The following is a 26,383-nucleotide window of genomic DNA, read 5'->3' as shown; positions in this document are numbered from 1 at the left end:
GGCATTCTGACTACCGGGCGACGCTTCAGTCAGGATTCTCCGCTCGCAATGCCTGAATCATAGAAAACGCATGATGCTTCGTCCACACGTCTGCACCGCCCAGGCGTTCAGTCCACAGTTGCCCGTTCGACGTCGGAACTGTAAGGACAGTTTGAGTAGCCATCTCGATCATGTCGTTAAGATAGCCATCCATAAGCCCCCACAAGTTATCGAATCCGGTTCTTGCGCCGACGTCTTCTATTTTGACCGTTGCAAGTGCTGACTTCGATGCGTCCCGAAGATTAAGTACATATTCACGCTGTGCTTCGACATCACCGCGGTTACCCGGACGCGTTAAATGGCCGCAAACCAGAACCTCGAAGTCATACGCAAGAATAGTGTCGTGGGCGTTTATAAATTCATGAACATCGTTCGCGACCGCCAGATTCCTGAAGGGTACCCACCCCGGAAAAATTACGTCAACCAGCATCAAGACCCGCTGGGTCGATTCGAAGATAAAGATATTTCCTGGCTGATGAATGTTGCCGCGATAACGCAACTCAAGCTTCTTATCGCCGACTTCCAGCAGATACTCGTCCTTGAAAACGACGTTAGGCATCGGTCTGCGCCGATCAGCATACCCTGCCAGCAACTCTGCAGTCGCAGCATGAGCGATTCGAATGGCCGTGTCTGGATAGATGTCTCCTGAGCCGATATGATCGAAATGAGAATGGCTATAAATAACGTATTTGATAGGCTCTGCGGTTTTCGATCTGATTGCACTTAGCATGTGTGGCCCCAGCGCAGGTGGCGCATCCACGACAATCACGCCCATGCCGGTAGGCATGAAGATAGTGTCGTAGCCACCAGCGCTGATCCAGAAGATTCCCGGCTTTATTTCCTCAAGCACGTACCCTTCAGGTCCTGGAGCTTTCCCTCGCGATGCAGCAGGGACGGCTGCGAACAACCCACCGGACCCCGCACAATGAAGCCGTGGCGCAATTGTGCCCCCTTCTGCGCCTCCAGCCTCCAACCTCGTTATCTCAGGCATCGTGACTATCTCCGCGTAGTACAGAGTTTGGACCCAAAACATGTCCGCACACAGAACAACACATTCCGACTGTCGAACTGATTCGAAGCCAGAATGCACCTGCGCTGACAAACCGGTCTATCAGTTTCGCACTATCGCTGCGTACTAAAGCACGACGGACTTTTCTGCACGGACTTCGACGCGGCTCTTGTGCGGCAGTCGACGATGCTTAGTGCTGATGTTGCCAAAGGAGACGTTTTTTTCACGAAAGTACGGTCCAGTCCCAAGCTCGCAAAGACCAGACTGCAACAGTACGACGCTATCTCTTTTTGGTGCGCTCCACTTCTTTTAAAACTGCACCTGGAGTTAAACCAAACACAGATTTGAAGTGCCGGCCAAGATGGCTTTGGTCTGAAAATCCAGTGTCGCTTGCGACCTCCGAGATACCTGCACCCTGTAGCAACGCGGCCTTTGCTTTCATCACTCGAAGAACAAGTTGGTAACGGTGCGGGGTCAATCCGTAGGCAATGGGGAATCGCCGACATAATTCGTAGGTGGACATCGACGCCTCGCGAGCGAGATCGTTCAAGGTCACGTTTTTATCCCAGAATTGTCGTAGATATTCATGCGCGCGTGATATCGCTGGGTCGTTCCTTACACGACCGTGAGGGAGAGAATACCGGGGAGATTCGACATGCCTGTACGGCGACAAGATTGCCTCACAGAAAACCGCCCATTCGCCAACCCATCTGGCGAGCATTTCTGGATGCGCAAGCACGAGACTGACAAACGACGCCAGGTTCTTCGCTAACCGAGGTTGCTTCCATGCAGCGTTCGAAAGTAGCATCGGATCGACGCCGTAGACCGAACATTGTTCCCGCCATTCCACATCCGGCACGTACAGCATCACATATTCGGTGTGGTCCGCAGCGGATTTTCCCGCGTGCGGCCGGAATGGAGGCACGGAGTAGCATTCGTCCGCGCTCACAATCTGCTTGGGGTCCCGCTTTGCGGAGATATCCTTTGCACCCGACAGGACTGCGCCTATGGCCCACGTGTCGTGTGTGTGAGTCGCGAATACATGTTGATCAAACTTCGCGTGAAGAACTTCAACTCGAAGCGACTCCTCAAAGTAGCCGAATCGCGCAAACTCCGACGACGAAGGTTGCTTTCTGTGGATGTTCATAATAAAAAAATTCTCACAAACCCATCACTGGATGGCCAAGATAGCGCCGCGCGACAACTGATTCCACCGGGTCGTGCGGTACGCACTGGCTGGTTTTCCTGGCATGCCGCAGAGCAAATCGCTCCCGAGGATACACGTCTTTAGATAGTCACGCACTGCGCACCATGAAGCGCAAAAACGTTCTATACAGACAGTGGGCCGCGTGCCAACGGTGAGCCCGAAAATAGCCTATATACCCGGAAATAACTGGCTGCCATCAAGCACTCGCACTGAACCCTATGCTCAACAGCCGATATCGACATGATAAAAGTGGCTCATGCTGCAGGACCGTCGAATCTCGACTCGATTTTCATCGTGATTATCCAGGCTAGCGAACCCGAGCCTTCATTCTGGCGGGGAAACCAGCGACGCCGCCAGTACCGCCTGCTTTCTCCAGCGCGCTGGGGTTGTTCCGGTAACCTTGCGGAATACACTCGTAAAATGGGCTTGAGAACGAAACCCGACCGAAAACGCAATTTGAACGATCGGGACCTCCTCTTCGAGGAGCATTGCCTTGGCCATCTCAAGGCGCTTGTTCATTAGATACGCATGCGGGCTCAGTCCCGTTGCTTGCTTGAATTGCGCCGCAAAATGCATGCGACTCAGGCCAGCATGCTCCGCGATATCATTAAGAGTGAGTGCCGCTCCCAGATTGTCTTCAATGTATTCGATGCACCGCCGTAAGCGCCAGGGCAAGAGCCCGGATCGGCTGCCGACCACCGCCAATTCACCGTCTTTGAACTCCATTGCACGGGCTAAGACCGCCATCGCAAGGCTCTCGCAATACAATCTCGAGAACGGACTCCGCAACCCGTTCGTTTCCAGCAGAGTCCATGCCAGTTTTCCCATGATCGGATCCGCGGAAAATGCTGGATCTATCAATTGAAATTCAGTCGCGTCTGACTGTCGATGAAGCTCGGTATATATTCTAAGCACCTCTGCTGCCGGCACATAAATATGTATCGCCTCTACCTGCTTCTTGAAACGACATGTAATCCGGTTTCCAGGCGCACAGATTTGTGTCCCGCCGAAACCGACTGATCCCTTACTAATACGACGTCCTCCTCTGAAACATTCAACGACCGTGTTCCTCAGCATGACCTCAATGACATAATGATTTTCGAAGACCGGCGCAACCATTTCTCGATCGGTCTCTCTGTTGTCACGCCAGTGCGCAATAGCGATGCACGAAGTCGTAGTCGTTTCACCAAGTCGCGAACAATTGCGCCACGAAACCTCGTCCTCAACCGGCGGATCGCCGTTAATCACTCTCACGTTTCGTCCACCGGAACATTCGCCTCTATAAGGCATAGTCGTCACCTATCACGATTGAATTCCATTCAAATAAACCCGGCCTATCTTTAAATCCTTTAATCCGACTGCAGAAGCATTAAAATTACGCAACCTCATCTTTAATCTACCATTTCGAAGAATAAAATTAAAACTGTGCGCGACGCGAAACAAGTCCGCCCCCCGGTGTAGAAACTCCGCTTTTAAAGCGATTTTCATGAAGAGGCCTAACTCCGAACTGCAGGAAATAACGGTTGCCAATTAAAATCCGTCGCTCCTTGGCGTCGCTCGCAGTCGGTCGCAGTACAGTGCAAGCATTGCCGTCATCCGGCTAATAGGTGAGTTGGGTCAGACCAACATCGCTTATGTCGCATTGCAATGCCTCCACAGGACCTCTGATGTGCGCTTGCGAGTGCCAGGTCACACATCCTCGGAACAACCATCTGGGCCGCCGCACTCGGCTTCTTTCATGCGCTGGTCGAGCTCCGGCGCACCGAGTTCTCGTACACGTCGGCACATCTTTCAGTCGTTCCCGTACCTTGGCTACAAGCAGCTCGAACCCATATCCATACAATACAAACAATTTTTAAAATGTACAAACAATTTTTTAATGATCGCATCTTGATTGGATTTCATGACTTAAAAGAACCATACATTCAATAAAAACAAATATGAGCAGACGAATTAAGTCTTTCTATAAAAGCGTAAATCCTGCGGAGGATCTGGAGTGCGCTCGGCTGCCGACGGCTGAGCCAGCACGGGAATCAGCTTGCATGTCTGCAGAAAAGCCACTCAGACGCGATCAGGCGCCATTTGCCGTCCCACCGCACTTCCAAATGCATGGATGCTAAACTTCCCAACGCCAACGTGCATTCGCGCGATATCTGTCCGGTGAATGGATTTTGTGCATACAATGAAAAATCGCTCCCGCGAACAGGGGAACACAATGCGCACTTCAAACTGGAAACCGAACCTCGAGGAAGTCAGTGGCCCAACCTATCTGGCCATTGCCGACTCCCTCGCAGAAAGCATCGCCCAAGGAAATTTGCGTGCTGGCGATCGCCTACCGCCACAACGCACATTGGCGGCCGCGCTAGAGATTGATTTCACAACAGTGAGCAGAGGCTACGCGGAGGCGCAACGGCGGGGCCTGATCGAGGCTCGCGTAGGGAGAGGCACTTATGTCAAAGCGGCAAAACTAAGGTTGGCGACGTCCAACGCGTCGACGCCTATCGACATGTTAATCAATCACCCTCCCCGCTTTATCAACGCCACGCTCGAGGAACGAATCTGGAGCGGCATTCCAACTGCCCTTTCACAGCGCGGACTGGATATGCTGATGCGTTACCAGGTCCCTAGCGGAGCGATGCAGGATCGCGCCATTGGCGCTAACTGGCTCGCGCGGCGGTTGCCCGGTCTTGGCCCTGAACGGCTTCTCGTTTGCCCGGGCGCGCAAGGGGCGCTTTTAGCCACGACAATGATGCTCGCAAACGCCGGCGATACCGTTTGCATTGAGGAACTGACTTACCCGGGATATATATTATTAGCCAGAGAATTAGGGATACGGCTTGTCCCAGTAAAGATGGACGAGCATGGTGTTTTGCCTGACGCGCTCGACTTTGTTTGCCGCAAGGAACAACCCAAGGCGTTCTACTGCACACCCATTCTGCACAATCCAACGACAGTCACTATGCCGCTGGAGCGACGTCTCGCGCTCCTGGAGGTTGCCCGCCGCCATAAGCTTCCGGTCATCGAAGACGACAACTATTGGCCGCTGTTTGCCTCGCGCGGCGATGCGGTAGATGCTCTCGCGCAATTTCCAAGCTTGGCCTCACTTGCCCCAGAACTTGTCTATTACGTTGGGGGCTTGGCAAAGTGCGTCTCCCCTGCACTTCGAATCGCTTACCTTGCTGTACCCAACCAACAAATGGCGGATCGAGCCGACGTCATGATTCGGGCCACAGCATCAATGGCCGCTCCACTCAGCGCGGCACTAGCGTCTTACTGGATAGAGAACGGAGTCGCCGACGCTATGCTCGACGCGATACGTGCTGAAAGCGATGCACGACAGGCAATCGCTTCGCAATGGTTAGGGCCAGATTTGACCAACTCGCAAACTCAAGGATTCCATCTTTGGCTGCAAATGCCCTCACATTGGACACTAAGCACATTCACTACCCAATTGCGGATTGCCGGCATTTCGATCGCCGGTAGCGAGGCGTTTTCCGTTTCCGAAGCACCTCAAGGCGTCCGTCTGTGCCTGGGCGCGCCGGACACACGTGCAGACCTGGATGGTTGCCTGCAACGAATCGCCGATATCTTGCATCTTAAGTCCCCCGCTCACAGGCAAGTCATCTGAATCTTAAGTCCGACCGGGTGCAGCGCCACACGTTGCGACGGTTCAGGCAGCCCATCTCCCCTGCTCCGGAAGCAGACGGTTCACCTGATAAAAACTGGATAGTGCACTCGGAAAGTGCACTCCGCCATGTTGCTTCTGCAGGTAAATTCTCCGCACGCTCACATACGAAGCCTCCATCTTCGTATTCTCCGTGCCATTTCAACAGAGCCTAGTGCGAAACTGTAAGACCTCCCGACACGCAAAGCAGATAGTTGCGTCACGGAGTTCAACTGCGCCGATCCGACAGGCGACCTCTCGCTACACAGATGAGATGGCGAGTAGCGAAAGCCATTCCCATGTTTAGCGTCTGCTCAAGACCACGTGGGTCAGCTATCGATTGCTATGCAGCAGCGCTTCGGCGATCTGTCTTCTTCAGTTCACCATTACGCCATGGAGCACGAGATGGACATCAATAAGAGTGACACTGCAGTGGTATTTATCGATCCGCAAAACGATGTCCTTAGTAAAACGGGTCTGAATTGGGGAGTTGTCGGCGCGAGCGTCACTGAGAATCACACGGTTGAGAACATGGAACGCATTTTTAAGGCGGCCAAGGCCGGCGGCTTTGAGGTGTTCATCTCCCCGCACTATTTCTTTCCAACAGACAAAGGTTGGAAGATGAATGGCCCGCTGGAGGCAATGGAGTTCGAGACCGGCACGTTCGGCCGCACCGGAGCGTTGACGTTGGATGGGTTTGAAAACTCAGGTGCGGACTGGCTCAACACGTTTAAACCTTACATCGAAGACGGAAAGACGATCGTTGTTAGTCCACATAAAGTCTTTGGCAATCAGACCAACGACCTGACTCTCCAACTGCGCAAGCGTCAAATCAGCAAAATCGTGCTCGGCGGAATGCTCGCCAACATGTGCGTCGAATCTCATTTACGCGAGCTCCTTGAGCAGGGGTTCGAGGTGTCTGTGGTTAAGGACGCAACAGCCGGACCACGACATCCTGTGTGGGGCGACGGCTACAAAGCAGCCATGGTCAACTACCAATTCCTCGCCCACGCCGTACTGTCCACCGATGAAGTCGTCAAGGCAATGACCTAGGAGGTCGTCTTGCGTCCTGCGAGTCGCAAGGCGTTGACTCGTCATCTCCATAGTTACCGAGAGCTAACCGTGAACGGAACGAACCAAACCCGCGAGTTTTCGGCAATTCGCCGTCGCGTTATGGCTGTTAGTGCAGCAGTTGCCAGCCTCCCGGCAATCTCATTCGCCGCCACTGGTTCGATTGCAGGTAGTGCGGCGAACCGCACCAAACGCCCGGGAGCAGAAGCAATGCATGAATTCAACTCGAAGGACGGTACACAGATTTTTTTTAAAGATTGGGGCAAAGGCAAACCAATAGTTTTTTCGCACGGCTGGCCTCTCGATGCCGATGCATGGGACCCGCAGATGCTCTTTCTGGGCCTCCAAGGGTATCGCGTTATTGCTCATGATCGGCGCTCCCACGGCCGCTCCAGTCAGTCGTGGGACGGCAACGATATGGACACGTACGCCGATGACCTCGCCGGACTTCTGGACATGCTCGACGTAAAAGATGCGATGCTGGTGGGCCATTCGACCGGCGGCGGCGAAGTAGTCCGCTATATCGGACGACACGGAACAAAGCGGCTCTCAAAAGCGGTACTGATCGGCGCGGTACCTCCGACCATGCTGAAGACTGCCGAAAATCCCGGCGGACTATCGCTTGACGTGTTCGACAAAATCCGTACAGGAGTACTGGACCGCGCGCAATTCTACAAGGATCTTGCGATGCCTTTCTATGGCTACAATCGCCAAGGCAGCACGCCCAAGCAAGGGGTGATAGACGCGTTCTGGCTCCAGGGAATGCTGGGAGGCATCAAGGGCCAATATGATTGCGTGAAGCAATTTTCTGAAACCAACTTCACCGAAGATCTTAAGAAAGTCGACATCCCAACACTCATTCTGCACGGCGACGACGATCAGATTGTCCCGATATCCGACTCCGCCATGCTTTCGTCCAAGATCATCAAAGGGGCCACGCTAAAGGTGTATCCCGGCGCGCCCCATGGAATGTGCACGACGTTGGCCGATAAGGTGAATGCTGACCTGCTGGCATTCGTCAAGTCCTGAACGCGCGCAGAAGAGATCGATCATGCCATCCGAATCACGACCACCTTTTCCACCGTTTACTGCGGAATCCGCCACCCAGAAGGTTCGTCTCGCCGAAGACGGGTGGAATACTCGCGATCCAGAGCGTGTCTCCCTAGCCTATTCAGTCGACTCCCGCTGGCGCAACCGGGCGGAGTTCGCTAACGGGCGCAGTGAAATCGTCGCACTATTAACAAGAAAATGGCGACGAGAACTCGATTACCGCCTGATCAAGGAGCTATGGGCATTTACCGGGAACAGGATCGCCGTGCGATTTGCCTACGAGTTTCATGATGATTCGAGCAACTGGTACCGATCATACGGAAATGAAAACTGGGAGTTCAATCCAGACGGTTTGATGATGTATCGCTATGCATGCATCAATGACCTTCCGATTAGGGAATCAGACCGATTGTTTCACTGGCCCTTAGGGCGACGCCCGGATGACCACCCAAGTTTGAGTAGTCTGGGACTGTAGCCCCAAGCCCAAATTGACACACATGAAATTGCCGGCCATGTCGCAACATCCTGAAACCCACTAGAAGGAGCACTGCCGTGAAACTTTACTATCATCCGCTTTCGGGCCACTCGCACCGCGCGCGTCTATTCCTTTCGTTACTGGGCATCGACCACGAGCTTATTGAAGTCGACTTGATGACCGCGCAACATAAGTCTCCCGAGTATCTCAAGCTCAATCGCTTCGGGCAAGTGCCGGTACTTGTCGACGGTGAAAAGAAGATCGCCGACTCAAACGCGATTCTTGTCTATTTGTCAAAAAAACTCGGCAAAACCGATTGGTTGCCAGAAGAGCCGGAGGCAGCTGCAACGATCCAACGCTGGCTTTCTGTTGCCGCCGGCGAAATCGCTTATGGGCCGGCCGCAGCTCGGTTGATCACAGTCTTTGGCGCAAATCGAAATCCAGAGGAAGTGATAACACGGGCCCATGGTGTGCTCAAGCTTATCGATGCAGAACTCGAAGGACGAAAATTTATCGCGATGAACGGCCCGACGGTTGCAGATGTTGCGCTGTACAGCTACATCGCCCGCGCTCCAGAAGGAAACGTCGACCTGTCCGAATATCCAAACGTTAACGCCTGGCTACGCCGGATAGAGGAATTGCCTGGCTTTGTCGAGTTCAAGAAGACACCAGTCGGCCTGGCAGTAGACGCTTAGCCCCCATCTCGCGATGTTGTCGCTCACTCGCAGCATCGCGATACCTGGACGAAGACGAATACTCTCGCAAAGACTATGTAGCTCTAAATCGAATGCGAGAGCCCGACGGCCGACTCGTCAATAGCGTCTCCACTGCATGCTACGGGACATAGCACCGCTGTAGCGGGCGACAGATAATTGATCCCGGTATGTTCTTTAAACAAACGTTAGCGCTTGATCAACGTCGCAATTACGCAATAGTCGATATGGCCGCCAAGGCGGCGAATCGCGACCGCAAATCTCTTCGAAAAAATCGCTGCCCGCAAACTGCCGCAAGATTTCGTCATTAGCGAACCATCAACTGCGATCCCGATGGCGGCGAGGCGTCCCCGGCTCAGCAAACATCACCCACAGGATTCCGTCATGCGCCCAGTGAGCCGCCTCGCCAATTACGCTGTTTTCCCGAAAGCTCGCACCATCGCCCTTTGTTTCCTCGCGATGGCATCTCTGTTTTTTACCGGCCTGGCACAGCATGTCCGCGCAGCGCCGTCTTCAGAAAAGCCGACAGTGGTCCTCGTGCATGGCGCCTTCGCTGACTCCTCGAGTTGGAACGGAGTGGCGAGCCGGCTTCTTGCGAAGGGATATACGGTTGTCGCCGTCGCTAATCCGTTGCGAGGCGTTGAGAGCGACGGTAAATACGTCGCAGGAGTGTTGGACTCCGTTCACGGCCCGGTGATCCTCGTGGGACACTCTTACGGCGGAAATGTCATCACCAACGCGGCTGCCGGCAAAAGCAATGTAAAGGCTCTCGTCTTTGTTGCCGGCCTCGCACCAGATTTGGGCGAAAGCGCCGCAACTTTGTCGGGAAAATATCCAGGAAGCACTTTGGGGCCGACGCTCGCCCCCCCGGTCCCCCTTGCAGATGGTGGAAAAGACTTATACATCAAGCAACAGAATTTCCACGCGCAGTTTGCCGCCGACGTGCCGCCCGCACAGGCTGCCCAAATGGCGGTTGCCCAGCGGCCGATCACCGAGGCAGCACTCAAGGAGCCTTCTGGCGCACCTGCATGGAAGACCATTCCCTCATACTTCATATACGGTAGTCGCGACAAGAACATTCCACCCGCACTTCAGCCTTTTATGGCGGAGCGAGCGCATGCCAGGAAGATAGTCGAAATCCCGGGCGCTTCCCACGTCGTCATGATTTCACACCCCGACGCCGTCGCAAGGGTTATCGAAGAGGCCGCCGCTGCCACATCCGAATGAACAAACACCGCATCTATGTGAGCGGCATGCGCGCGCGAAATCTCCACATCAAAACCGGGTGCACTAGTACGCCGTCGCGATTCGTTAGACGATGACCCCGTAATACCAGAATCGCCGCGAACTTATCGCGCATCGGGCACCTTTGACGTCAGGGCGTTATGCGGCGGCCAGGCAATCTCGTTGTTCACGCGTTCGAATGGCCAAGGGGCCGTTAGGGCGACCGCTAATGCACTTACCAGAATCATGGCATCAGCGTTTGCGGGCGGGGGCTTGGTGCGCCCCGGTTTAAAAATTTCCTGACCTTTGTGAATGGCCATACCAGTCAGGGCGCACACGCCCGCCCTGCTAGATTTGGCACGTCGCCAACGCTGGTCGTCATAGCTGCACGCTGTGGGATCGTGCCACACGATGGTCAAATTTTTGTCTGACCATTCGACGATCCTGACGCTGGCGGATTGACCTGTCTGGGCTGCCTCCGAGCGGGCAGCGAAGTTCGGCTCCTCAACACAGCTTCCGGGCGGCGCGGGCCGAAAGCCAGCGTTATCTGCTTTTCGAAACTCGTCGCAAAGATCGCCGGTCATCGCTCGCAGCTGCCTCAAGATGCCCTGCCAGGCGTCTACCCTCTCGAAAACTTGATCCATGGCGCAAATCCTCATAGTCCAAAGTTAAGCGGACAGTTGGCATGCTTGAAAAAGTTGTCGAATCCAGGATGCACGGCGGCAATCTCCATGTATTTCACGATTGCACGGAGCGAGCGATCTCTGACGGGGCACTCTGTCTTTCGGTCGCCGTCTCAGAGGTCAAGCGTGACGCCCTCACGGTTGAGCGTGCCATCTTCGAGATGGAGACCGGGGTGAGGATGACCAACACAGATCAGCGCTTCGCCCGGCCCTACTTCATGAATTGGATCCTCGGCATAGTCGACCGTCCCTTTCACAACCCGCGTCGCGCAGGTGCCGCAACTTCCTGACCGACACGAGTAGAGCGGCTGGATGCCATTGGTCTCAGCCAATTCGAGCAGGCTGCCGCTTTTGGGGCGCCACACAACGGTCTTGCGACTCTTGACGAACTCGACCACGACGCCTTCGCTAGAGTCCTGTTCAACTGTCTTTTCGATCCGCCTTGAAATCGATGCAGGGCCGAAGGTCTCAAGATGAATACGCTTATCCGGCACTCCGAGCGACAAAATCGCGTCATACACGCTTTGCATGAAGGGTGCCGGACCACAAAGATAAAACTCGTAGTCGTCGAGCGGCAATAGCCTCTGTAGCAGCAGGCGGTCGATGTGGCCAACGCTATGATGAGTCTTGCCGAGCACGTCGTCTGCCGATGGCCGGCTGAGCACCATGTGCAGATTAAGGTTTCCGTGAAGTTCTGCTTTCTTGGCAAGATGGGCTGCAAACGCCCTATTCTTGCTGTCGATTGCGGCATGGATAAAGCGAATTGGCTTGTGCAGGAGGGTACGACCATCGTTGACGAGCTGGCTGTTAAGCATGGCTATCATGGGCGTGATTCCAACACCAGCGGATACCAGCACGACGGCACGGCCTGCAGACTCGTTGAACACAAACGTGCCTCGCGGCGCCAGTGCTTCGACGTTGTCTCCAACACTTAGGTGGTCGTGCAGCCAGTCAGAAACGCCGCCCTTGCCTTCGCGCTTGACGCTGATCCTGTACGTCCGGCCGTTGGGTGCGTCAGAAAGTGTGTAGGTGCGCGTCGTCGGCTCCGCCCAGCCCCCAGGCTGCACTCGAATCGGCAGATATTGACCCGCCTGGTGGGTGACCAGGCCGCCGCCATCCGCAGGCGCAAAAACAAATGAACGAATCACTGCGCTTTCGTCGATCGTCTCGATAAGCTTGAACGGTCGCCAAATAGTGCGAAGGCGCTCTGCCTCGAGCGTTTTCGCTACTTCATCCCAGTGTCCGGTGCGCTCTAGCAGCGGCGAGTAGTCGGGTGCAGAAAAATGGCCGGGCAGACTTGCCTCGACACGGAAGACTTCATCGATGTGGTATCGGAAGAGACGCTGTGCACCCGTAAAGGCCCGAATCTCGGGCGCCTCCCAGATTACTTCCGCATGCGCAGCGATATACAACATATCGCCGTTGTCAAAATCAATGAACATCAGGCCTGCATGATTGTCGAGCTGCCAGTTGCCAAGGGTGTTAAAGATAAAATTGCCAACGAATTCCGGTGCGGTCAAAGTGCAGTCGTCGTCGATGCGGACGAAGCCGGGACGGCCCCCACGATGCGAGATATCAGCGCCCGCTGCGATGTCGTCCTCCTCTTTCGGAGCAACGCTTGCGACAAAATAGGTGTCCGCTTTAGCGATGATCGCTTGCGCAGCAGCGTCAAGTCGCGTAGCCCGGTGAACCGGGCGAGGTTCGGGCAAGAGCGGATCACGATCGAACGTTACTTCGCGGCCCTGAATATATTGCGGGCAGATACCCAGAGTCTGACGGACGTCAATCGTGAATCCATCGGACGTCAAAGCACCGACAGTGCCGATTATTCGATTGCGGCGGCGAGTATGGAACTGGACACCCAGCAATGCGGCCTCAGCACCTGGAACTAGTGATTCGTTGAGCGGGTCGGCATACAAGGGACGCGCGCGGACGACAACGGCGACATCACCGGTCGGGTTAACGAATCCAGGCTCACCGAGCAGCATCGAAGCCCACGGCCGCCCTTGCGAATCGACTGAAGCCATGAACACATACGGCAGCATCGGAAAAAACTCCTTTTGCTGCGGTGTCAGGTAGCGACGAACGGCGTGTCTGCCCTGTGCGTTTATTTTCTCGCGAACACCGACTCGCTCCTGAATTGCGATTTCGCCGCGATGGAAAGGTGAACGTTCGAGATCCCATCCTGGCGACGGGGGAACGGCTGGCTTGCTCATGAAAATGCTCCCATGCGTGCCATGGTTGTCCGATCGGCCGCCGGTGGTCAGGCTAACGCCTGCGCGTTGCTGACCGGCCCCAAATATCGCGCACGCTCCTGCAAGGCAGTTGTCGTCGACGGCCAACCTGCTGGCGTTCGTAGTTTGGCAGATCAAAATCGAAAGCTATTTCACTTCGGCACGGTCTTAGCCAACTTACGCACGGTGAGAAAGTCGCTAATCCGTTCCGACGAGCGTTCTGCCACTCCGCGCGCTGTAAGCCGCGCGCGATGCGTCTGCGATCGAAAGCCAGACAACTCCCAGATGCCTCAGTCAGCCTCCGCCCTGCTTACTTGACTGCGATGGCCCACCGCAATGTCTGCCCGGATAAGACGCGCACATCCGCGGGTTCGGCTCGCGCACGCTCTGTGTACATCGAGGCAATATCAACAGGCATGCGCACTAAAGACATTTGGCGCTAACACAGTGACGCTTGCCTTGGTACTTACCTAAAAGTAAGTACCAGGTCGCTATTTCTTCTCAGGACCGCATGAAGTAAGTGAACTACGTGTTGCGAATGGCGCGAGCGGCCGAAATTGCGCTGATCTCTTCCATGTTCTGGCTGCCCCATTCACAGATAGGCTGGAGGTTCTTGCCAAAATCCTTGCCGAACGCGGTCAATTCGTATTCGACATGGGGTGGGACCGTGCGGAAGTCGATACGCCGAACCAAGCCATCGCTGGTCATTTCTTTGAGCTGCTGGCTTAGCATCTTCTCGCTCACATTGCCGACAAGTCGCCTCAATTCACCAAAACGCAACTGCTTGCTATGCATCAAGTGGTAGAGGATCAGAAGCTTCCACTTGCCGCCAACCAGGTCGAGCACCGCTTCCATGCCGCAACTGAACGAAACTTCGCGCATTTGACCCTCGCCTTTCTATACTTACCAAATAGTGCGTACTGGAACATAAACTGTCCCAAGGTTAACATCCTGGTAAGACGTGGTCTACCGGTTCAGGACGCGACATGCAGATAGGTCTTATCGGTGCCGGGCAGGCGGCACAGTCATCCGCCCGCAAGGCTGTCGATGCCGGACACAACATGTCTTCCGCAATAGTCATGGGCCGTACAGCCGCGCATCGCTTGCAGGAGAGTTTGGACCATTGGCATGCGAGGGGACGCTTCGGGATGCAGTGAATCATTTAGTTGTTCTGCTCACTCTTTCCTGGCCTCGGGTTGAAACTGTCCTTCGCAAACTGCCGCCGTGGCGCGGACAGATCCTCATCGATTCGATTAATGGCTTCGGCGCTGGTAACCGTCCTTCTCAAATTCTAATTCGGAGTAGCAATGAAATTATCCAGCAGTATTTTGTTTCAGCCAATCAAGTTAGGCGATATTGAGTTGCCGAACCGCATTGTCATGGCTTCGCTATCGCGAGCGCGGACGGAAAATCCGGAACTGGTTCCGGTTCCTCTGCAGGCTGAGTATTACCGCCAGCGCGCATCGGCGGGGCTGATCATGAGCGAAGGCACCTGGCCGAGCGATGAGGCAATCGGTGCGATTCACGTACCTGGCTTATTCAACGAAAAGCAAGCCGAAGGCTGGAAGCGCGTAACAGATGCCGTCCATGATGCTGGCGGCCGGATCTTCGTGCAGCTCGGCCACCTTGGAGCGGCCTCGCACCCGGATCTGCTCGGCGGCGCGCTGCCTCTTGCTCCGTCGGCAGTCAGCCTCGAACAGCAGGTGTTCACACCCACTGGCTTCCAGACGTCGCCAACGCCGAAGGCGATGACTCTCGGCGACATCGCGCGCACGATCAGCGACTACGCGCGTGGGACACGGCTCGCGCGGGATGCAGGCTTCGATGGAGTCGAGTTGCACGGAATTGCCACCTATCTGCTCCCGGAATTTCTGCACGATGGCTTCAACCTGCGTGAAGATCGCTACGGTGGCAGTATCGAAAACCGGGCTCGGTTTGCGCTCGATGTTCTCGAAGCGATGATCTCCGAATGGCGACCGGGTCGGATCGGCTTCAAGCTCAGCCCCGCGTTTCGCTCGGGCAAGTTTCAGCCAACCGAGCAGACACTGCCCACATACGAATACCTGGTTTCGCAGGTCTTGAAGCTGAAGATCGCATACCTGCAGTTCTACCATCCCCCTGGTGACTTGACCGGCACGCCAATCGAAGCACTCGGAGGCGGAACCGTTCAGTACTTCCGCAAGTTCTACGATGGCCTGATCATCGCCAACGGTGGTTTGACGGAGGAGTCTGCACAGGCTGTTATCAGTTCCGGCGCTGCCGATCTTGTTTCGTTTGGTGCCCCTTACATCGCAAACCCCGACCTTGTAGAACGCTTCCAGCAAGGCATCGCGCTATCGTCGGGAGACCCGGATACGTACTATCAGGGTGGCTCTCGTGGATATGCGGATTATCCGAGAGCAATTTGATGAGAAGCTAAGTCGATAAACTTTGTTAGCAGCCGGCGGGGAGCACAAATAGAGCACGTCATGGATGTGCGACGGCTTCGTTGCTTTCTCGCCGTTGGTGAAGAAATTCAATTTGCGCGCTCTGCGGAATGGCTAATTCGTGTCCAGAAGTCAGAATCGTCGAATAAGTACGGGGGTTCGTCTAATGTCCCCAGTTGGCCGATCAGTGGCTCAGGCAAATCGCATGCACCGGCCGCTCCCCCTTTCGTTGCGAAGCGATGCGTATAGGAACCTGCAACTGGACACATCAGCACCGGCATGTCTCCGGGTAGATCGATTTCCTGGTTCGGCCTGACTAGAAAGATTGGAGAAGTTCCACACGTCCAACCGCAATAAAACCTGGATTGATATCGAATACTTCGCTGCTTTGCGTTGTCGTCGTGTTACCTGGCATGTTCGATTGACTCTGGCACACGCTTCAGCTAGCTCGGATCTTGTCTTTCCGCAAAGCGCACGACAGGCCAATCACCGCTCAAAAATCTGTGCGTCGCTCACCGAAAAAAATCGTGTTGCTGCAGACTTTTTGCGCTGAACCGGCGTTCTGCCACCTCCCGCAGACCCTGATGCCCGCGATACATCGCAAAAAAGGAATTTGACAAACTATCTTTAGATATATATCTTAAGACACATCTTAAGACACAAGCGAGAGTCCAGATGCGTCATCACCACCGTTTTTCCCGTCCGCGCATGGCGGACGACAGTCTCCCCGCCGGCCACGACCGCGGCACACTCCATGCGTTTTGGCATGCCTTTGCCCACCGCTACGACTACCGCGGAGAACGCGGCGAACGCGGCCGCGATGCCCGCGCCGAATTCCGCGACGAATTCCGTGCTGCCCCCCATGGCGGCCCAGCCCGTCACGACAACGACCGCTTCGCCCTGCACGCGCTGTGGCACGCCATCGGCCGACATCACGAGCATCGCGGCGGCGGGCGTGGCGGGCGCTTTGGCGGCGGCCCGGGCGGCTTCGGCGGCGATGGGGACGGTTTTCCGCGCGGCCGCAAATTCAGCTCCGACGACTTGCAATTGCTGCTTCTGTCGATGATCGGCTCGCAGCCGAGCCACGGCTACGAACTGATCAAGGCGCTCGAAACGCGCTCGAACGGTTTCTACAGCCCGAGCCCGGGCATGGTCTACCCGGCCCTCACGTATCTGGAAGAACTCGGCTACGTAACCGTGCAGCTCGAAGGCAACCGCAAGCGCTACGAACTGTCGGAAACGGGCCGCGAATATCTGGCCGCCAACCGCGACCGAGTCGAATTGATGCTGGCCAAGCTGAGCCATATCGCCCGCAAGATGGATTCGGTGCGCCGCGCGTTTGCCGGCGAAGAGCCGGCCGACATCAGCGAAGGCGGCTGGTTGCCCGAGCTGAGCGAAGCGCGCCGCGCGCTGAAGCATGCGTTGCTGCGCCGTGACAACGCGCCGGCGGCGGAACAGCGCCGCATCGCTGAAATTCTGCTGCGCGCGGCCAAAGAAATCGAAAGCGAAATCAAACCGGACAGCAGCGAAAACGGCGACAACGTCGAGCCGGCCGCCTGACCTCGCACCGCCCGTTGCCGGCGCGCTCATGCGCGCCGCGAGCCCCGCTTGCGCGCGTGAACGCTCGCCTATCGAACGAACAGGAAAAGTACTCTCATGCTGACTAAAGACAAAGACCAACAAGCCGCGAACCAACCCGACAGCCAAACGGACCTCGCCGTCCGCCGCGTGCGCCATCCACTGAAATTCCGTCTGCTGCAAGTCAAGCAGGTGCGCGCGCTGACTCCGCATCTTATCCGCGTCACATTCACGGGCGACGATCTGCACGACTTCGTTTCCGCGTCGTTCGACGACCACCTCAAGGTGTTCTTCCCCGAACCCGGCGCGGACAAACCGGTGCTGCCGGAAGCGGGCCCCGACGGTCCGGTCTTTCCCGCCGGCCAGCCGCGTCCGGTCGCACGCGATTTCACGCCGCGCCGCTTCGATCGCGAGGCGCGCGAACTCGACATCGAGTTTGCGATGCACGAAGCGGGCCCCGCGGCGACGTGGGCGGCGCAAGCCAAAGTGGGCCAGTATCTCGGTATCGGCGGCCCGCGCGGTTCGCTCGTGATACCTAAGGGTTTCGACTGGCATCTGCTGATCGGCGACGATACCGCGTTGCCCGCCATTGCCCGGCGTCTCGAAGAGCTGCCGGCCGGCACGCGCGTCGCGGCGGTGATCGAAGTGGCCGATCCGTCGGCTCGGATCGAATTCACGACGCAAGCCGAGTTGCATCTGGTCTGGCGCTATCGCAGCGAAGCGGGTGTGCGCGGCGAGGCCTTGCTGCAGGCGGTGCGCGACACCTACCTGCCCGCGGACGGCGAAGGCTACGTGTGGGCAGCCGGCGAATCCGCGACCATGCGTGCGGTGCGCTATCACCTGTGCACGGAACGCGGCGTCGCCAAATCACGCATTCGCGCGGCCAGCTACTGGAAACAGGGCGCCGAGGCGGTGCACGAAACGCTCGACGATTGAGCGTCGACCGTCTGCGTGATCGCATACGCCGCGGGGCGTGTGCGGTCCGGCGGCGGCGCGAATCGCGCGAGCACCGTGCTTCCAAAAAACAACAACAAGGAATCGATCGATGTACTCAATAGGCCCAAAGCACGAACGCCGCCTGCTGTGGCTGCTCGCGCTGACGCAGTTCACCATCATCATGGACTTCATGGTGATGATGCCGCTCGGCCCGCAGATCATGCACGCGTTCGCCATCACGCCGGCCGCATTCGCGACGGCCGTGTCGGCGTATTCGTGGTGCTCGGGACTGTCGGGCCTGTTCGCGGCAACCTATATCGACCGCTTTGACCGGCGCCGTCTGCTGCTGACCATGTATGCGCTGTTCGCGCTGTCGAACCTGGCGTGCGCATTGGCGAGCAGTTTTCCGCTGCTGCTCGCCGCACGCGCGTTCGCCGGCATCACGGGCGGCGTGTTGGGCTCGGTGATCATGGCGATCGTCGGCGACGTGATCCCGGTTCAGCGCCGTGGCGCCGCCACCGGCACGATCATGACGGCGTTCTCGCTCGCGGCGATCGCGGGCGTGCCGGCCGGCGTGATGCTGGGCGCGCACTTCGGCTGGGCGGCACCGTTCTTCCTGCTGGTGGCGCTGTCGCTGCTCGTGTGGACTGCCGGACGGCAACTGGTGCCGTCGCTGGCAGAGCATTTGAGCCGTCATCAGCCGCCGCTCGCGGAGGTCTTGCCGGATTTGTGGCGGCTCCTGAGCAACCCGCGGCATCTGAATGCATTTGCGCTGACCTTCATGATGATGGTCGCTCACATGCTGGTGATTCCGTTCATTTCGCCGGTGCTGGTCGCCAATCACGGCGTGGCGCCCGAGCAATTGTCATGGCTCTATATGGCCGGCGGCGCGGCGACGTTCTTTACTTCGCGTCGCGTGGGCAAGCTCGCTGACAAGTACGGCACGCGGCGCATCTTCAGAATCGCAGCGGTGCTCGCGTTTCTGCCGGTGCTGTTCGTCACGCATCTGCCGAATCTGCCGTTCTACGCGCTGGTGATGTTCTTCCCGGTTTTCATGGTGCTGATGTCGGGACGCATGGTGCCGATGCAGGCTCTGTTGACCACCGTGCCCGAGCCTGCGCGGCGCGGCGCTTTTCTCAGCGCGAACAGCGCGCTCCAGGCATTGGGCACGGGCTGCGGCGCGTGGATCGGCGGCTTGATGCTCAGCAGTTCGCCGGGCGGTCAGATCGTGGGGTACGGGGCTGTCGGCTGGGCCTCGGTTGCGGTCGCGCTGGCCGGCGTGTTGTGGGTTTCCCGCGTGCGCGGCGCGCAAGGCGATGCGCCCGCGCCGGGCATGATGCACGGTGAAGCGATCGGCGAAAGTTGATCGCACGTCTTGATCGCACGTCGCGCGCGGCGCTGTCTTGCAAAGCGCCGCGCGCGACTCATGCGTCAGTCGGTTTTGCCGGTCAGCGCGCGGCGCGCGGCTTCGCCTTCATCGTGTGAAGCCGCATAGAACACGCGCGCCCGCCCGATGATGATTTTCAGCATGGCAATCACCGGCACGGCCAGGAAAATCCCCGCCACGCCGCCCAGCTGATCGCCGGCAAGCAAGCCGACGATGACGAGAAACGGACTGACCTCCACGCCTTCGCTCATCAGATACGGATTGAGCACGTAGTCCTGAAACAGCCGGTACAGCGCGATAAAGATCACCAGCCAGAGCAGATGCGCATAGCCGCTGAACACAGCCACGATCAACGTGATGGCGACTGCGGCGAGCGGTCCGGCAAACGGCACGAACTCAAGCAAACCGGCGCTCACCGCCAGCAGAAACGCGTAAGGCACGCCGAGCAGCGAGAACGCCACGCCATAGCAGATCAGCGTAGCCAGCGACAGAAACAGCAACGCGCGCACGTACTTCGACAACAGCACGTTCAGATCCGTCACGATCTCGGCCCACAACGTGCGATGCCGGTCGTTCAGCAGATCGAGAAAGTCTTCGCGCATCTGCGGACCTTCCTTGATCAACAGGAAGCTCAGAATCGGAATCAGCACGAGGTAGATCAGATTGCTGGCCGCGTGCATCACGCCGAGGCCGACGCTGCGCGCCATCGGCACGGCCTTGTCGGAACCGGTCTCGATCTGGCCGCGCACGAAATCGACGATCCGCTCGCGCAGCGGCTCCAGAAAATGCGGCAACGGAAAGCGGTTGGGCACATCGGACTTCATCAACTGAGGCAGTTGCGCGAGCAGATGTGTCGCCTCGTCCTGCAACTGCACGCCGAAGATCGATCCGACCACCGCGATCACCGCGACGACCACGACGAACACCAGCGCAATCGACGCCACCCGCGGCATACGACGCGGCCGGATGCGCTCGACGAGATCGACCATCGGATAGATCAGATAGCTGAAGAAGACCGCGAACACCACCACCAGCACGGTGGACGACGCCATATAGATGCAGAAAAACAGCAGCGCGATCAGCAGCGCGGTCCAGACCTGTCTGGCCGTGCGAACGTCGAATCCCAGCATGAACCTTCCTCGAATAGACGATGAGATCCGGCGCCTCGAACGCGCCGGGAACATCGGACAGGTATCGCAGACACAGCGCGCCCTGGTGTCCCAGGGCGCCCGTGCAATGAAAGCAGCGTAAACGCAGGGTAGAAATGACGCGCCGACGCCCACTCGCCCAATAAACGCAAGGCGCGGCGGGCGACTTAATCAGATCAGCTTGCCGAGCAGAAAGCCCACGCCGACCGCGATCAGCAGCGCGCCGATCGGATTGTTGCGCGTCGTTTCGGCAACCTGATCGACGCTCTCGCCGTATTTCGCCTGCGCCTTGCCGGCGAACTGGCGGACCTTGCCTTCGGCCTGCAGTTCCGCATCTCCGGTCAGGCCGCCGACGGCGTCCTGCACCTTGCCCGCTGCATCCTTCACCGTACCTTCGAACTGATTTGAATTCATCGATCTTCTCCTTTGAACCGGGTCAACAAGCTGTCGCCGGCGGAAGCCGGCGCTCGATCCTGCTTACCGTCGATACTGTTACCACTTCACGCGAGCGCGTACGGCATCGGCGAACTTGCCTACTTTCGACTGCACCTTGCCCGTCAACTTTTCCGCCGCGCCACTGGCCTGCGTCGTCCGGTTGCCGGTGACCTTGCCGATCGTTTCTCGCACGGAACCCTTGACCTGTTTCGCCGCACCTTCGACACGATTCCTGTCCATGACGGTTTCCTTGAAATGGTTGAATTGCACGAAAGACGCCGGCCGCGTCGGGTCAGCCGGAACTCATCAGCATGGTTCGTTCCCGAGCGCCGTCCGCTTGTTAAAAACCGTGCGAAAAGCGGCGTAAAGGCCAGTTTGGAGACTGGAGATTGGGGACTTCGAGCCCGGAGAGCGGGAGGTTTCGACGCTTCCAGACCTTGAGGCTGTGCGGCGCGGCGCCGGGCATGGGGTAGAAAAGATCGCCGGCAATGAGTGAAAAGATCTGCGGCAACTCGTGCCGGTCCGTCTGCGAGCGCAGAACGTTGTCGTTGTCGAGCGGCATGGCGCCCGGTTCGTCGGCTTGCATGCGGGGAGCCGGCGCAGCGGCTGGCCCCGCTTTAGCGCAATGCCACTTCAGCCCTGCTCCGCGCCCAACGCAGCCAGCGGATGCGCGTCGCTCTTCCACGGCGAGGCGAGAAAATGCCTCACGCGCTCCGGCCGCACCTCGGCGAGCGTAGCAGGCGCCCAGCGGGCTTTGCGATCCTTGTCGATCAACTGGGCTCGCACGCCTTCGCAGAAGTCACCCTCCTCGATCACGCGTTTGACGATGCCCAACTCCATGCGGAAGCACTCCGCCAAGGTCATCTGCCGGCCGCGCAAAAGCGCCTCACGCGTGACGTAGAGCATGGTGGGCGAATGACCGGTCAGCGCGTCGTAGGTGGACTGCAACCACTGCTTCACCTCGCGCGGCGGCTCGCGCAGCAAATCATGGCGCACCGTCGCGACCATCCGGTCGATGCTCGAACGCCGATCGAAATGCCGCAAGATCAGTTGCGTGAACGCCGCCAGCGGCGCGTGCGGAATGATGTTGCACGGGGGTTCGAACACGCCGCGCAAGGCGGCCATCAGATCGCCTTCGAGCGGCATGCGCTGCAGACGCTCTTCGAAACTGGCGAGCCATTCGGTCGGCACGCACAGATCCGCCAGTTGCAGCCGCAACGCGTCGGCGCCGGACAAGGTCGCGCCGGTCAGCCCGACATACAGCTCGAGCTCCGCCGGCATGACGCTCAGAAAACGCGTCGCGCCGACGTCCGGCAGAAAGCCGATGCGCGTCTCCGGCATGGCGATCTTGCTGCGCTCGGTCACGATGCGCAGCCGCGCCCCCTGGCCGAGCCCCATGCCGCCGCCCATCGTAATGCCGTCGAGCAACGCGACCACCGGCTTCGGGAACGTGTGCAACGCATAGTCCAGCCGGTATTCGTCGACGAAAAATGCGAGCCAGCGGCTGTCGCTGTTCTTCGCGAGCCGCTGCACTTCGCGCACGTCGCCGCCGGCGCAGAAACCTTTGGCGCCCGCGCCTTTCAGCACGAGCGCGACGATGCCGTCGTCGGTGCGGCAATGTTCGACCAGCACGGCGAGTTCGCGCACCATCGCATGCGAAAGCGCATTGAGCGCGGCCGGCCGGTTCAGCGTGATGATCGCCACGCGGTTCACCACGCGAAACAGAATCTCGCGTTCCGCTTCGACGCTCGTGTCGTGCGCAACGCTTTGCAAGGCGCTCATCGACGCGTCTCCGGTTGCGAGGCGTCGGTCTGCGCGCCCTGCGTCACCTGCCAGCGCGGCGGGCGCTTTTCGAGGAACGCATTCACGCCTTCGCGCTGATCCGCGCCGTCGAACAGATCGACGAAGCGCTCGCGCTCCAGCGCCAGCGCCGCCGCGCGCGGCACGCCGTTGCGGCCCTGATGAATCAACGTCTTGCTGAAGCCGACCGCCTGCGGACTCAAGGTGGCGACGCGCGCGGCCATGACCAACGCCGCCTCGCGCGCCGCGCCCTTTTCCACCACTTCTTCGACCAGACCGATGCGCAACGCCGTCGCCGCATCGACGCGCTCGCCGGTCAGAATCATCCGCTTGGCCCAGCCTTCGCCGACCAGCCACGGCAGCGTCTGCGTGCCGCAACCGCAGGGCAGCAAGCCGACCGCGGTCTCGGGCAACGCCAGCAACGCATGCTGTTCGGCGATGCGGATATCGCAGGCCAGCGCGCATTCGAGACCGCCGCCCATCGCATAACCGTTGATCGCCGCGATCACCACGGGCCGCGCGTTCTGCAAGGTCTCGAACGCCGCGCCGAAGCGCGCCGCCGCCGTGCGCGCGACGTCGCGATTACCGTCGGCGAAGGTGTTCAGGTCGGCGCCCGCGCTGAAGAACTTGGGGCCGTCGCCGGTAATCACGATGGCGCGCACGCGCGCCTCGCCGTTCAGGCGCTCGACGGTCTGCTGCAATTGCAGCAAGCCTTCGGGCGTAAACGCGTTGGCCGGCTGCCGCTTGAGCGTGAGTTGCGCGACGGCGCCGTCATGAACATAGTCGAGTTCGATCATGCCGCGCCTCCGTCCTTGCCGCCCTGGCCGTCCTGACGATACAGCTTGATGACCGCGGAAAAGTCGAGACGTCCCGCGCCTTTCGCGCTCATCGTCTGATAAAGCTGTTGCGCCAGCGCGCCGAGATAGACCGGTTGACGCGCGGTTTTGGCGGCGTCGGTGGCGAGGCCGAGATCTTTGAGCATCAGATCCGTGCCGAAGCCGCCCGTGTAACCGCGCGTGGACGGCGCCGTCTCGATCACGCCGGGCATCGGATTGTAGGTGTCTGAACTCCAGCAACGCCCCGTCGATGTATTGATGATGCCACCCAGCACTTTCGCGTCGATGCCGAGCGCCTCGCCGAGCGACATGGCTTCGGCGACGCCCGCCATCGTGATGCCGAGCACGAGGTTGTTGCAGATCTTCGCGACCTGGCCCGTGCCGGTGTCGCCGCAATGCACGATGTTCTTGCCCATCGCCGAAAGCACCGGCTTGACCTGCTCATACGCGCTCGCGCTGCCGCCGACCATGAAGGTCAGCGTGCCCGCCGCCGCGCCGCCGGTGCCGCCTGAAACGGGCGCATCGACGAAAGTGTTGCCGTTCTGCTGCGCGAGTTCGGCGAACGCCTTGACGCTCGCGGGATCGATCGTGCTCGAATCGATGATCGTCACGCCCTTCGCGATGCCGGCGAAGACGCCGTCGTCCGCGCTCAGTACGCTGCGCACATGCGCCGCAGCGGGCAACATGGTGATCACGCATTCCGCGTCGGTTACCGCGGCTTTTGGCGAACCGGCCGCTTTCGCGCCCGCATCCACGAGCGCCTGCACGGCTTGCGCGTTGAGGTCGAATACGTTGACCGCGTGACCCGCCTTGAGCAGGTTGTGCGCCATCGGCGCGCCCATGTTGCCGAGTCCGATAAAGCCTATTTTCATGATGTCTCCCGTGGGCTCTTGAACTCAGCGCAGGCTGATGGTCGTGTTGACGCCGTCGTTGACGGTGTCGTCGTCGAACCAGCGCGCGGTGACGGTCTTGGTCTGCGTGTAGAACTGCACGACCTGTTTGCCATAGGGGCCGAGGTCGCCGAGTTTCGAGCCGCGCGAGCCGGTAAAGCTGAAGGACGGCACCGGCACCGGAATCGGAATGTTGATGCCGACCTGGCCGATATCGATCTCGCTCTGGAATTTGCGCGCCGCCGCGCCGCTCTGCGTGAACAGGCCCACGCCGTTGCCGAACGGATTGCGGTTGACCAGCGCGATGGCGTCATCGAGCGTGGCCGCGTTCAGCACCACCAGCACCGGGCCGAAAATCTCCTGGCGATAGATTTCCATCTCGGTGGTGACATCGGAAAAAACCGTCGGGCCGATGAAGTTGCCTTGTTCGTAGCCCGGTACCTTCACGTCGCGGCCGTCGAGCGCGAGTGTCGCGCCTTCTTTCACGCCCGCTTCGATCAAGCCGAGAATGCGCTGCTTCGCCGCGCGCGAAACCACCGGGCCGATGTCCGTCTTCGGTTCGTTGCCGGCGTTGACCTTGAGCGTCTTCGCCTTCGCCACCAGGTCAGGCAACCATTGCTGCGCGGCGCCCACCAGCACGACCACCGAGGTCGCCATGCAACGCTGCCCCGCCGCGCCAAAACCGGCGCCAGCCAGCGCGTTCAAGGTCTGCTCGCGGTTCGCATCGGGCAGCACCACCGCGTGATTCTTTGCGCCCATCATCGATTGCACGCGCTTGCCGTGTTCGCTGCCGAGGCGGTACACGTGCGTACCGACCGCCGTCGAGCCGACGAACGAAACAGCCTTCACGAGTTCGTGCGTGCAGAGCGCGTCGACCACTTCCTTGCCGCCGTGCACAACATTCAGCACGCCCTTCGGCACACCGGCTTCGAGCGCGAGTTCGACCAGTTGCATGGTCGACAGCGGGTCCTGTTCGGAAGGCTTCAGCACGAACGTATTGCCGCAGACAATCGCCATCGGGAACATCCACAGCGGGATCATCGCCGGGAAGTTGAACGGCGTGATGCCGGCGCATACGCCGATCGGCTGGCGCAGCGTATAGGTATCCACGCCGCCCGCCACGTTCTCCGCGAACTCGCCCTGCTGCAAGGTGCCGATCGAGCATGCATGCTCGACCACTTCGAGGCCGCGGAAGATATCGCCTTCGGCATCGGGAATCGTCTTGCCCTGCTCCGCGCTCAACGTTTTGGCGATACGCGGCGAATGCTCGCGAATCAGCGCCTGGTACTTCAGCATGATGCGCATGCGCGCGCCGATCGGCGTGTCCTTCCAGCTCTTGAACGCGGTGTGAGCGGAACGGATGGCTTCGTTCACTTCATCGGCGGTGGCGAACGGCACGCGCGCCAGCACCTCTTGCGTGGCGGGATTGACGATGTCGCGCCATTCGGTGGTCTTCGATTCGACGAACTCGCCGTTGATCAGCAACTTGACGGTGGCAACGGCTGCATTTGCGCTCATGCTGGAACTCCTCTGCGATGGCCGCGAAGCGGCCGGACAGTGACTGGAAACAAAAACGAT

Annotated in this window: 25 protein-coding genes; 11 read left to right on the top strand and 14 right to left on the bottom strand. The window is 58.6% G+C overall.

Annotation, left to right across the window (positions count from 1 at the left end; all coding sequences use genetic code 11):
• Nucleotides 1-25: 25 nt before the first annotated feature.
• The 3 genes from PQR54_RS06835 to PQR54_RS06825 all read right to left on the bottom strand — a co-directional run bounded on the left by PQR54_RS06835 (nt 26) and on the right by PQR54_RS06825 (nt 3,509).
• Nucleotides 26-889 (bottom strand): MBL fold metallo-hydrolase, encoded by an 864-nt coding sequence (locus PQR54_RS06835; RefSeq protein WP_408244639.1) that lies wholly within the window; start codon nt 887-889, stop codon nt 26-28.
• 439 nt (nt 890-1,328) lie between these two features.
• On the bottom strand, nt 1,329-2,195 hold the full coding sequence (locus PQR54_RS06830; RefSeq protein ID WP_408244638.1) for a helix-turn-helix domain-containing protein: 867 nt from the start codon (nt 2,193-2,195) through the stop codon (nt 1,329-1,331).
• A gap of 384 nt (nt 2,196-2,579) precedes the next feature.
• Nucleotides 2,580-3,509, bottom strand: a complete 930-nt coding sequence (locus tag PQR54_RS06825; protein ID WP_408244637.1) for an AraC family transcriptional regulator — start codon at nt 3,507-3,509, stop codon at nt 2,580-2,582.
• Nucleotides 3,510-4,437: 928 nt separating this feature from the next.
• Between PQR54_RS06825 and PQR54_RS06820 the strand changes: the two genes are divergently transcribed.
• From PQR54_RS06820 to PQR54_RS06795, 6 genes are all read left to right on the top strand, one after another.
• A complete protein-coding gene (locus tag PQR54_RS06820; RefSeq protein ID WP_408244636.1) occupies nt 4,438-5,883 on the top strand; it encodes an aminotransferase-like domain-containing protein in 1,446 nt (481 codons plus the stop codon).
• 441 nt (nt 5,884-6,324) lie between these two features.
• Complete coding sequence (locus PQR54_RS06815) at nt 6,325-6,972, top strand: isochorismatase family protein (RefSeq protein WP_408244635.1); 648 nt, start codon at nt 6,325-6,327, stop codon at nt 6,970-6,972.
• Between the two features lie 228 nt (nt 6,973-7,200).
• Complete coding sequence (locus PQR54_RS06810) at nt 7,201-8,019, top strand: alpha/beta fold hydrolase (RefSeq protein WP_408245002.1); 819 nt, start codon at nt 7,201-7,203, stop codon at nt 8,017-8,019.
• A gap of 22 nt (nt 8,020-8,041) precedes the next feature.
• On the top strand, nt 8,042-8,515 hold the full coding sequence (locus tag PQR54_RS06805) for a nuclear transport factor 2 family protein (protein WP_408244634.1): 474 nt from the start codon (nt 8,042-8,044) through the stop codon (nt 8,513-8,515).
• Nucleotides 8,516-8,592: 77 nt separating this feature from the next.
• Nucleotides 8,593-9,210 (top strand): glutathione S-transferase family protein, encoded by a 618-nt coding sequence (locus tag PQR54_RS06800; protein ID WP_408244633.1) that lies wholly within the window; start codon nt 8,593-8,595, stop codon nt 9,208-9,210.
• Between the two features lie 402 nt (nt 9,211-9,612).
• Entirely contained in the window at nt 9,613-10,455 is an 843-nt protein-coding gene (locus PQR54_RS06795; protein ID WP_408244632.1) for an alpha/beta fold hydrolase, read from the top strand.
• Between the two features lie 122 nt (nt 10,456-10,577).
• Here the strand turns inward: PQR54_RS06795 and PQR54_RS06790 are convergent, their stop codons facing one another.
• The 3 genes from PQR54_RS06790 to PQR54_RS06780 all read right to left on the bottom strand — a co-directional run bounded on the left by PQR54_RS06790 (nt 10,578) and on the right by PQR54_RS06780 (nt 14,251).
• Nucleotides 10,578-11,096, bottom strand: a complete 519-nt coding sequence (locus PQR54_RS06790; RefSeq protein ID WP_408244631.1) for a DUF3331 domain-containing protein — start codon at nt 11,094-11,096, stop codon at nt 10,578-10,580.
• 152 nt (nt 11,097-11,248) lie between these two features.
• Entirely contained in the window at nt 11,249-13,351 is a 2,103-nt protein-coding gene (locus PQR54_RS06785; RefSeq protein WP_408244630.1) for a 2Fe-2S iron-sulfur cluster-binding protein, read from the bottom strand.
• Between the two features lie 543 nt (nt 13,352-13,894).
• Entirely contained in the window at nt 13,895-14,251 is a 357-nt protein-coding gene (locus PQR54_RS06780) for a winged helix-turn-helix transcriptional regulator (RefSeq protein WP_408244629.1), read from the bottom strand.
• Nucleotides 14,252-14,330: 79 nt separating this feature from the next.
• Here PQR54_RS06780 and PQR54_RS06775 point away from each other — a divergent pair, with 79 nt between their 5' ends.
• The 5 genes from PQR54_RS06775 (at nt 14,331) to PQR54_RS06755 (ending at nt 19,675) form a co-directional block, all read left to right on the top strand.
• Nucleotides 14,331-14,729 (top strand): NAD(P)-binding domain-containing protein, encoded by a 399-nt coding sequence (locus PQR54_RS06775; RefSeq protein WP_408244628.1) that lies wholly within the window; start codon nt 14,331-14,333, stop codon nt 14,727-14,729.
• A complete protein-coding gene (locus tag PQR54_RS06770; RefSeq protein ID WP_408244627.1) occupies nt 14,677-15,777 on the top strand; it encodes an alkene reductase in 1,101 nt (366 codons plus the stop codon). Before PQR54_RS06775 ends, PQR54_RS06770 begins: the two co-directional genes overlap by 53 nt.
• 693 nt (nt 15,778-16,470) lie before the next feature.
• On the top strand, nt 16,471-17,355 hold the full coding sequence (locus PQR54_RS06765; protein ID WP_408244626.1) for a PadR family transcriptional regulator: 885 nt from the start codon (nt 16,471-16,473) through the stop codon (nt 17,353-17,355).
• 96 nt (nt 17,356-17,451) lie between these two features.
• Complete coding sequence (locus PQR54_RS06760) at nt 17,452-18,309, top strand: siderophore-interacting protein (protein ID WP_408244625.1); 858 nt, start codon at nt 17,452-17,454, stop codon at nt 18,307-18,309.
• Nucleotides 18,310-18,418: 109 nt separating this feature from the next.
• Nucleotides 18,419-19,675 (top strand): MFS transporter, encoded by a 1,257-nt coding sequence (locus tag PQR54_RS06755; protein WP_408244624.1) that lies wholly within the window; start codon nt 18,419-18,421, stop codon nt 19,673-19,675.
• A 65-nt stretch (nt 19,676-19,740) separates the two neighbouring features.
• Here PQR54_RS06755 and PQR54_RS06750 read toward each other — a convergent pair whose 3' ends face one another.
• The 8 genes from PQR54_RS06750 to PQR54_RS06715 form a co-directional block, all read right to left on the bottom strand.
• Entirely contained in the window at nt 19,741-20,826 is a 1,086-nt protein-coding gene (locus PQR54_RS06750) for an AI-2E family transporter (protein WP_408244623.1), read from the bottom strand.
• 189 nt (nt 20,827-21,015) lie between these two features.
• Nucleotides 21,016-21,258, bottom strand: a complete 243-nt coding sequence (locus PQR54_RS06745; protein ID WP_116120687.1) for a CsbD family protein — start codon at nt 21,256-21,258, stop codon at nt 21,016-21,018.
• Between the two features lie 78 nt (nt 21,259-21,336).
• Nucleotides 21,337-21,519, bottom strand: a complete 183-nt coding sequence (locus PQR54_RS06740) for a CsbD family protein (RefSeq protein WP_408244622.1) — start codon at nt 21,517-21,519, stop codon at nt 21,337-21,339.
• Between the two features lie 100 nt (nt 21,520-21,619).
• Complete coding sequence (locus tag PQR54_RS06735) at nt 21,620-21,865, bottom strand: hypothetical protein (RefSeq protein WP_408244621.1); 246 nt, start codon at nt 21,863-21,865, stop codon at nt 21,620-21,622.
• A 47-nt stretch (nt 21,866-21,912) separates the two neighbouring features.
• The gene (locus PQR54_RS06730; protein WP_408244620.1) at nt 21,913-23,061 is read right to left on the bottom strand and encodes an enoyl-CoA hydratase/isomerase family protein; all 1,149 of its coding nucleotides are present in this window, start codon (nt 23,059-23,061) and stop codon (nt 21,913-21,915) included.
• On the bottom strand, nt 23,058-23,876 hold the full coding sequence (locus PQR54_RS06725; RefSeq protein WP_408244619.1) for an enoyl-CoA hydratase: 819 nt from the start codon (nt 23,874-23,876) through the stop codon (nt 23,058-23,060). The genes PQR54_RS06730 and PQR54_RS06725 overlap by 4 nt, the downstream gene beginning before the upstream one ends.
• Nucleotides 23,873-24,787 (bottom strand): 3-hydroxyisobutyrate dehydrogenase, encoded by a 915-nt coding sequence (gene mmsB, locus PQR54_RS06720; RefSeq protein ID WP_408244618.1) that lies wholly within the window; start codon nt 24,785-24,787, stop codon nt 23,873-23,875. Before mmsB ends, PQR54_RS06725 begins: the two co-directional genes overlap by 4 nt.
• 24 nt (nt 24,788-24,811) lie before the next feature.
• Nucleotides 24,812-26,323 carry a CoA-acylating methylmalonate-semialdehyde dehydrogenase gene (locus PQR54_RS06715; RefSeq protein WP_408244617.1) on the bottom strand — a complete coding sequence of 504 codons (1,512 nt, stop codon included), beginning with the start codon at nt 26,321-26,323 and terminating at the stop codon, nt 24,812-24,814.
• Nucleotides 26,324-26,383: the final 60 nt, after the last annotated feature.

It is taken from the genome of Paraburkholderia phytofirmans, assembly GCF_046028095.1.
GTDB lineage: Bacteria > Pseudomonadota > Gammaproteobacteria > Burkholderiales > Burkholderiaceae > Paraburkholderia > Paraburkholderia phytofirmans_A.
Note: the sequence above shows the minus strand (reverse complement) of the source record. Positions and strands in the feature narration are given on the sequence as shown.

What these genes read in the sequence shown, in the direction of transcription:
- PQR54_RS06830 (WP_408244638.1), bottom strand. Translation starts at nt 2,195, where the DNA reads ATGAACATCCACAGAAAGCAACCTTCGTCGTCGGAGTTTGCGCGATTC.
- PQR54_RS06820 (WP_408244636.1), top strand. Translation starts at nt 4,438, where the DNA reads ATGAAAAATCGCTCCCGCGAACAGGGGAACACAATGCGCACTTCAAAC.
- PQR54_RS06815 (WP_408244635.1), top strand. Translation starts at nt 6,325, where the DNA reads ATGGACATCAATAAGAGTGACACTGCAGTGGTATTTATCGATCCGCAA.
- PQR54_RS06810 (WP_408245002.1), top strand. Translation starts at nt 7,201, where the DNA reads ATGCATGAATTCAACTCGAAGGACGGTACACAGATTTTTTTTAAAGAT.
- PQR54_RS06805 (WP_408244634.1), top strand. Translation starts at nt 8,042, where the DNA reads ATGCCATCCGAATCACGACCACCTTTTCCACCGTTTACTGCGGAATCC.
- PQR54_RS06795 (WP_408244632.1), top strand. Translation starts at nt 9,613, where the DNA reads ATGCGCCCAGTGAGCCGCCTCGCCAATTACGCTGTTTTCCCGAAAGCT.
- PQR54_RS06790 (WP_408244631.1), bottom strand. Translation starts at nt 11,096, where the DNA reads ATGGATCAAGTTTTCGAGAGGGTAGACGCCTGGCAGGGCATCTTGAGG.
- PQR54_RS06785 (WP_408244630.1), bottom strand. Translation starts at nt 13,351, where the DNA reads ATGAGCAAGCCAGCCGTTCCCCCGTCGCCAGGATGGGATCTCGAACGT.
- PQR54_RS06780 (WP_408244629.1), bottom strand. Translation starts at nt 14,251, where the DNA reads ATGCGCGAAGTTTCGTTCAGTTGCGGCATGGAAGCGGTGCTCGACCTG.
- PQR54_RS06770 (WP_408244627.1), top strand. Translation starts at nt 14,677, where the DNA reads ATGAAATTATCCAGCAGTATTTTGTTTCAGCCAATCAAGTTAGGCGAT.
- PQR54_RS06765 (WP_408244626.1), top strand. Translation starts at nt 16,471, where the DNA reads ATGCGTCATCACCACCGTTTTTCCCGTCCGCGCATGGCGGACGACAGT.
- PQR54_RS06760 (WP_408244625.1), top strand. Translation starts at nt 17,452, where the DNA reads ATGCTGACTAAAGACAAAGACCAACAAGCCGCGAACCAACCCGACAGC.
- PQR54_RS06755 (WP_408244624.1), top strand. Translation starts at nt 18,419, where the DNA reads ATGTACTCAATAGGCCCAAAGCACGAACGCCGCCTGCTGTGGCTGCTC.
- PQR54_RS06750 (WP_408244623.1), bottom strand. Translation starts at nt 20,826, where the DNA reads ATGCTGGGATTCGACGTTCGCACGGCCAGACAGGTCTGGACCGCGCTG.
- PQR54_RS06745 (WP_116120687.1), bottom strand. Translation starts at nt 21,258, where the DNA reads ATGAATTCAAATCAGTTCGAAGGTACGGTGAAGGATGCAGCGGGCAAG.
- PQR54_RS06740 (WP_408244622.1), bottom strand. Translation starts at nt 21,519, where the DNA reads ATGGACAGGAATCGTGTCGAAGGTGCGGCGAAACAGGTCAAGGGTTCC.
- PQR54_RS06735 (WP_408244621.1), bottom strand. Translation starts at nt 21,865, where the DNA reads ATGCAAGCCGACGAACCGGGCGCCATGCCGCTCGACAACGACAACGTT.
- PQR54_RS06730 (WP_408244620.1), bottom strand. Translation starts at nt 23,061, where the DNA reads ATGAGCGCCTTGCAAAGCGTTGCGCACGACACGAGCGTCGAAGCGGAA.
- PQR54_RS06725 (WP_408244619.1), bottom strand. Translation starts at nt 23,876, where the DNA reads ATGATCGAACTCGACTATGTTCATGACGGCGCCGTCGCGCAACTCACG.
- mmsB (WP_408244618.1), bottom strand. Translation starts at nt 24,787, where the DNA reads ATGAAAATAGGCTTTATCGGACTCGGCAACATGGGCGCGCCGATGGCG.
- PQR54_RS06715 (WP_408244617.1), bottom strand. Translation starts at nt 26,323, where the DNA reads ATGAGCGCAAATGCAGCCGTTGCCACCGTCAAGTTGCTGATCAACGGC.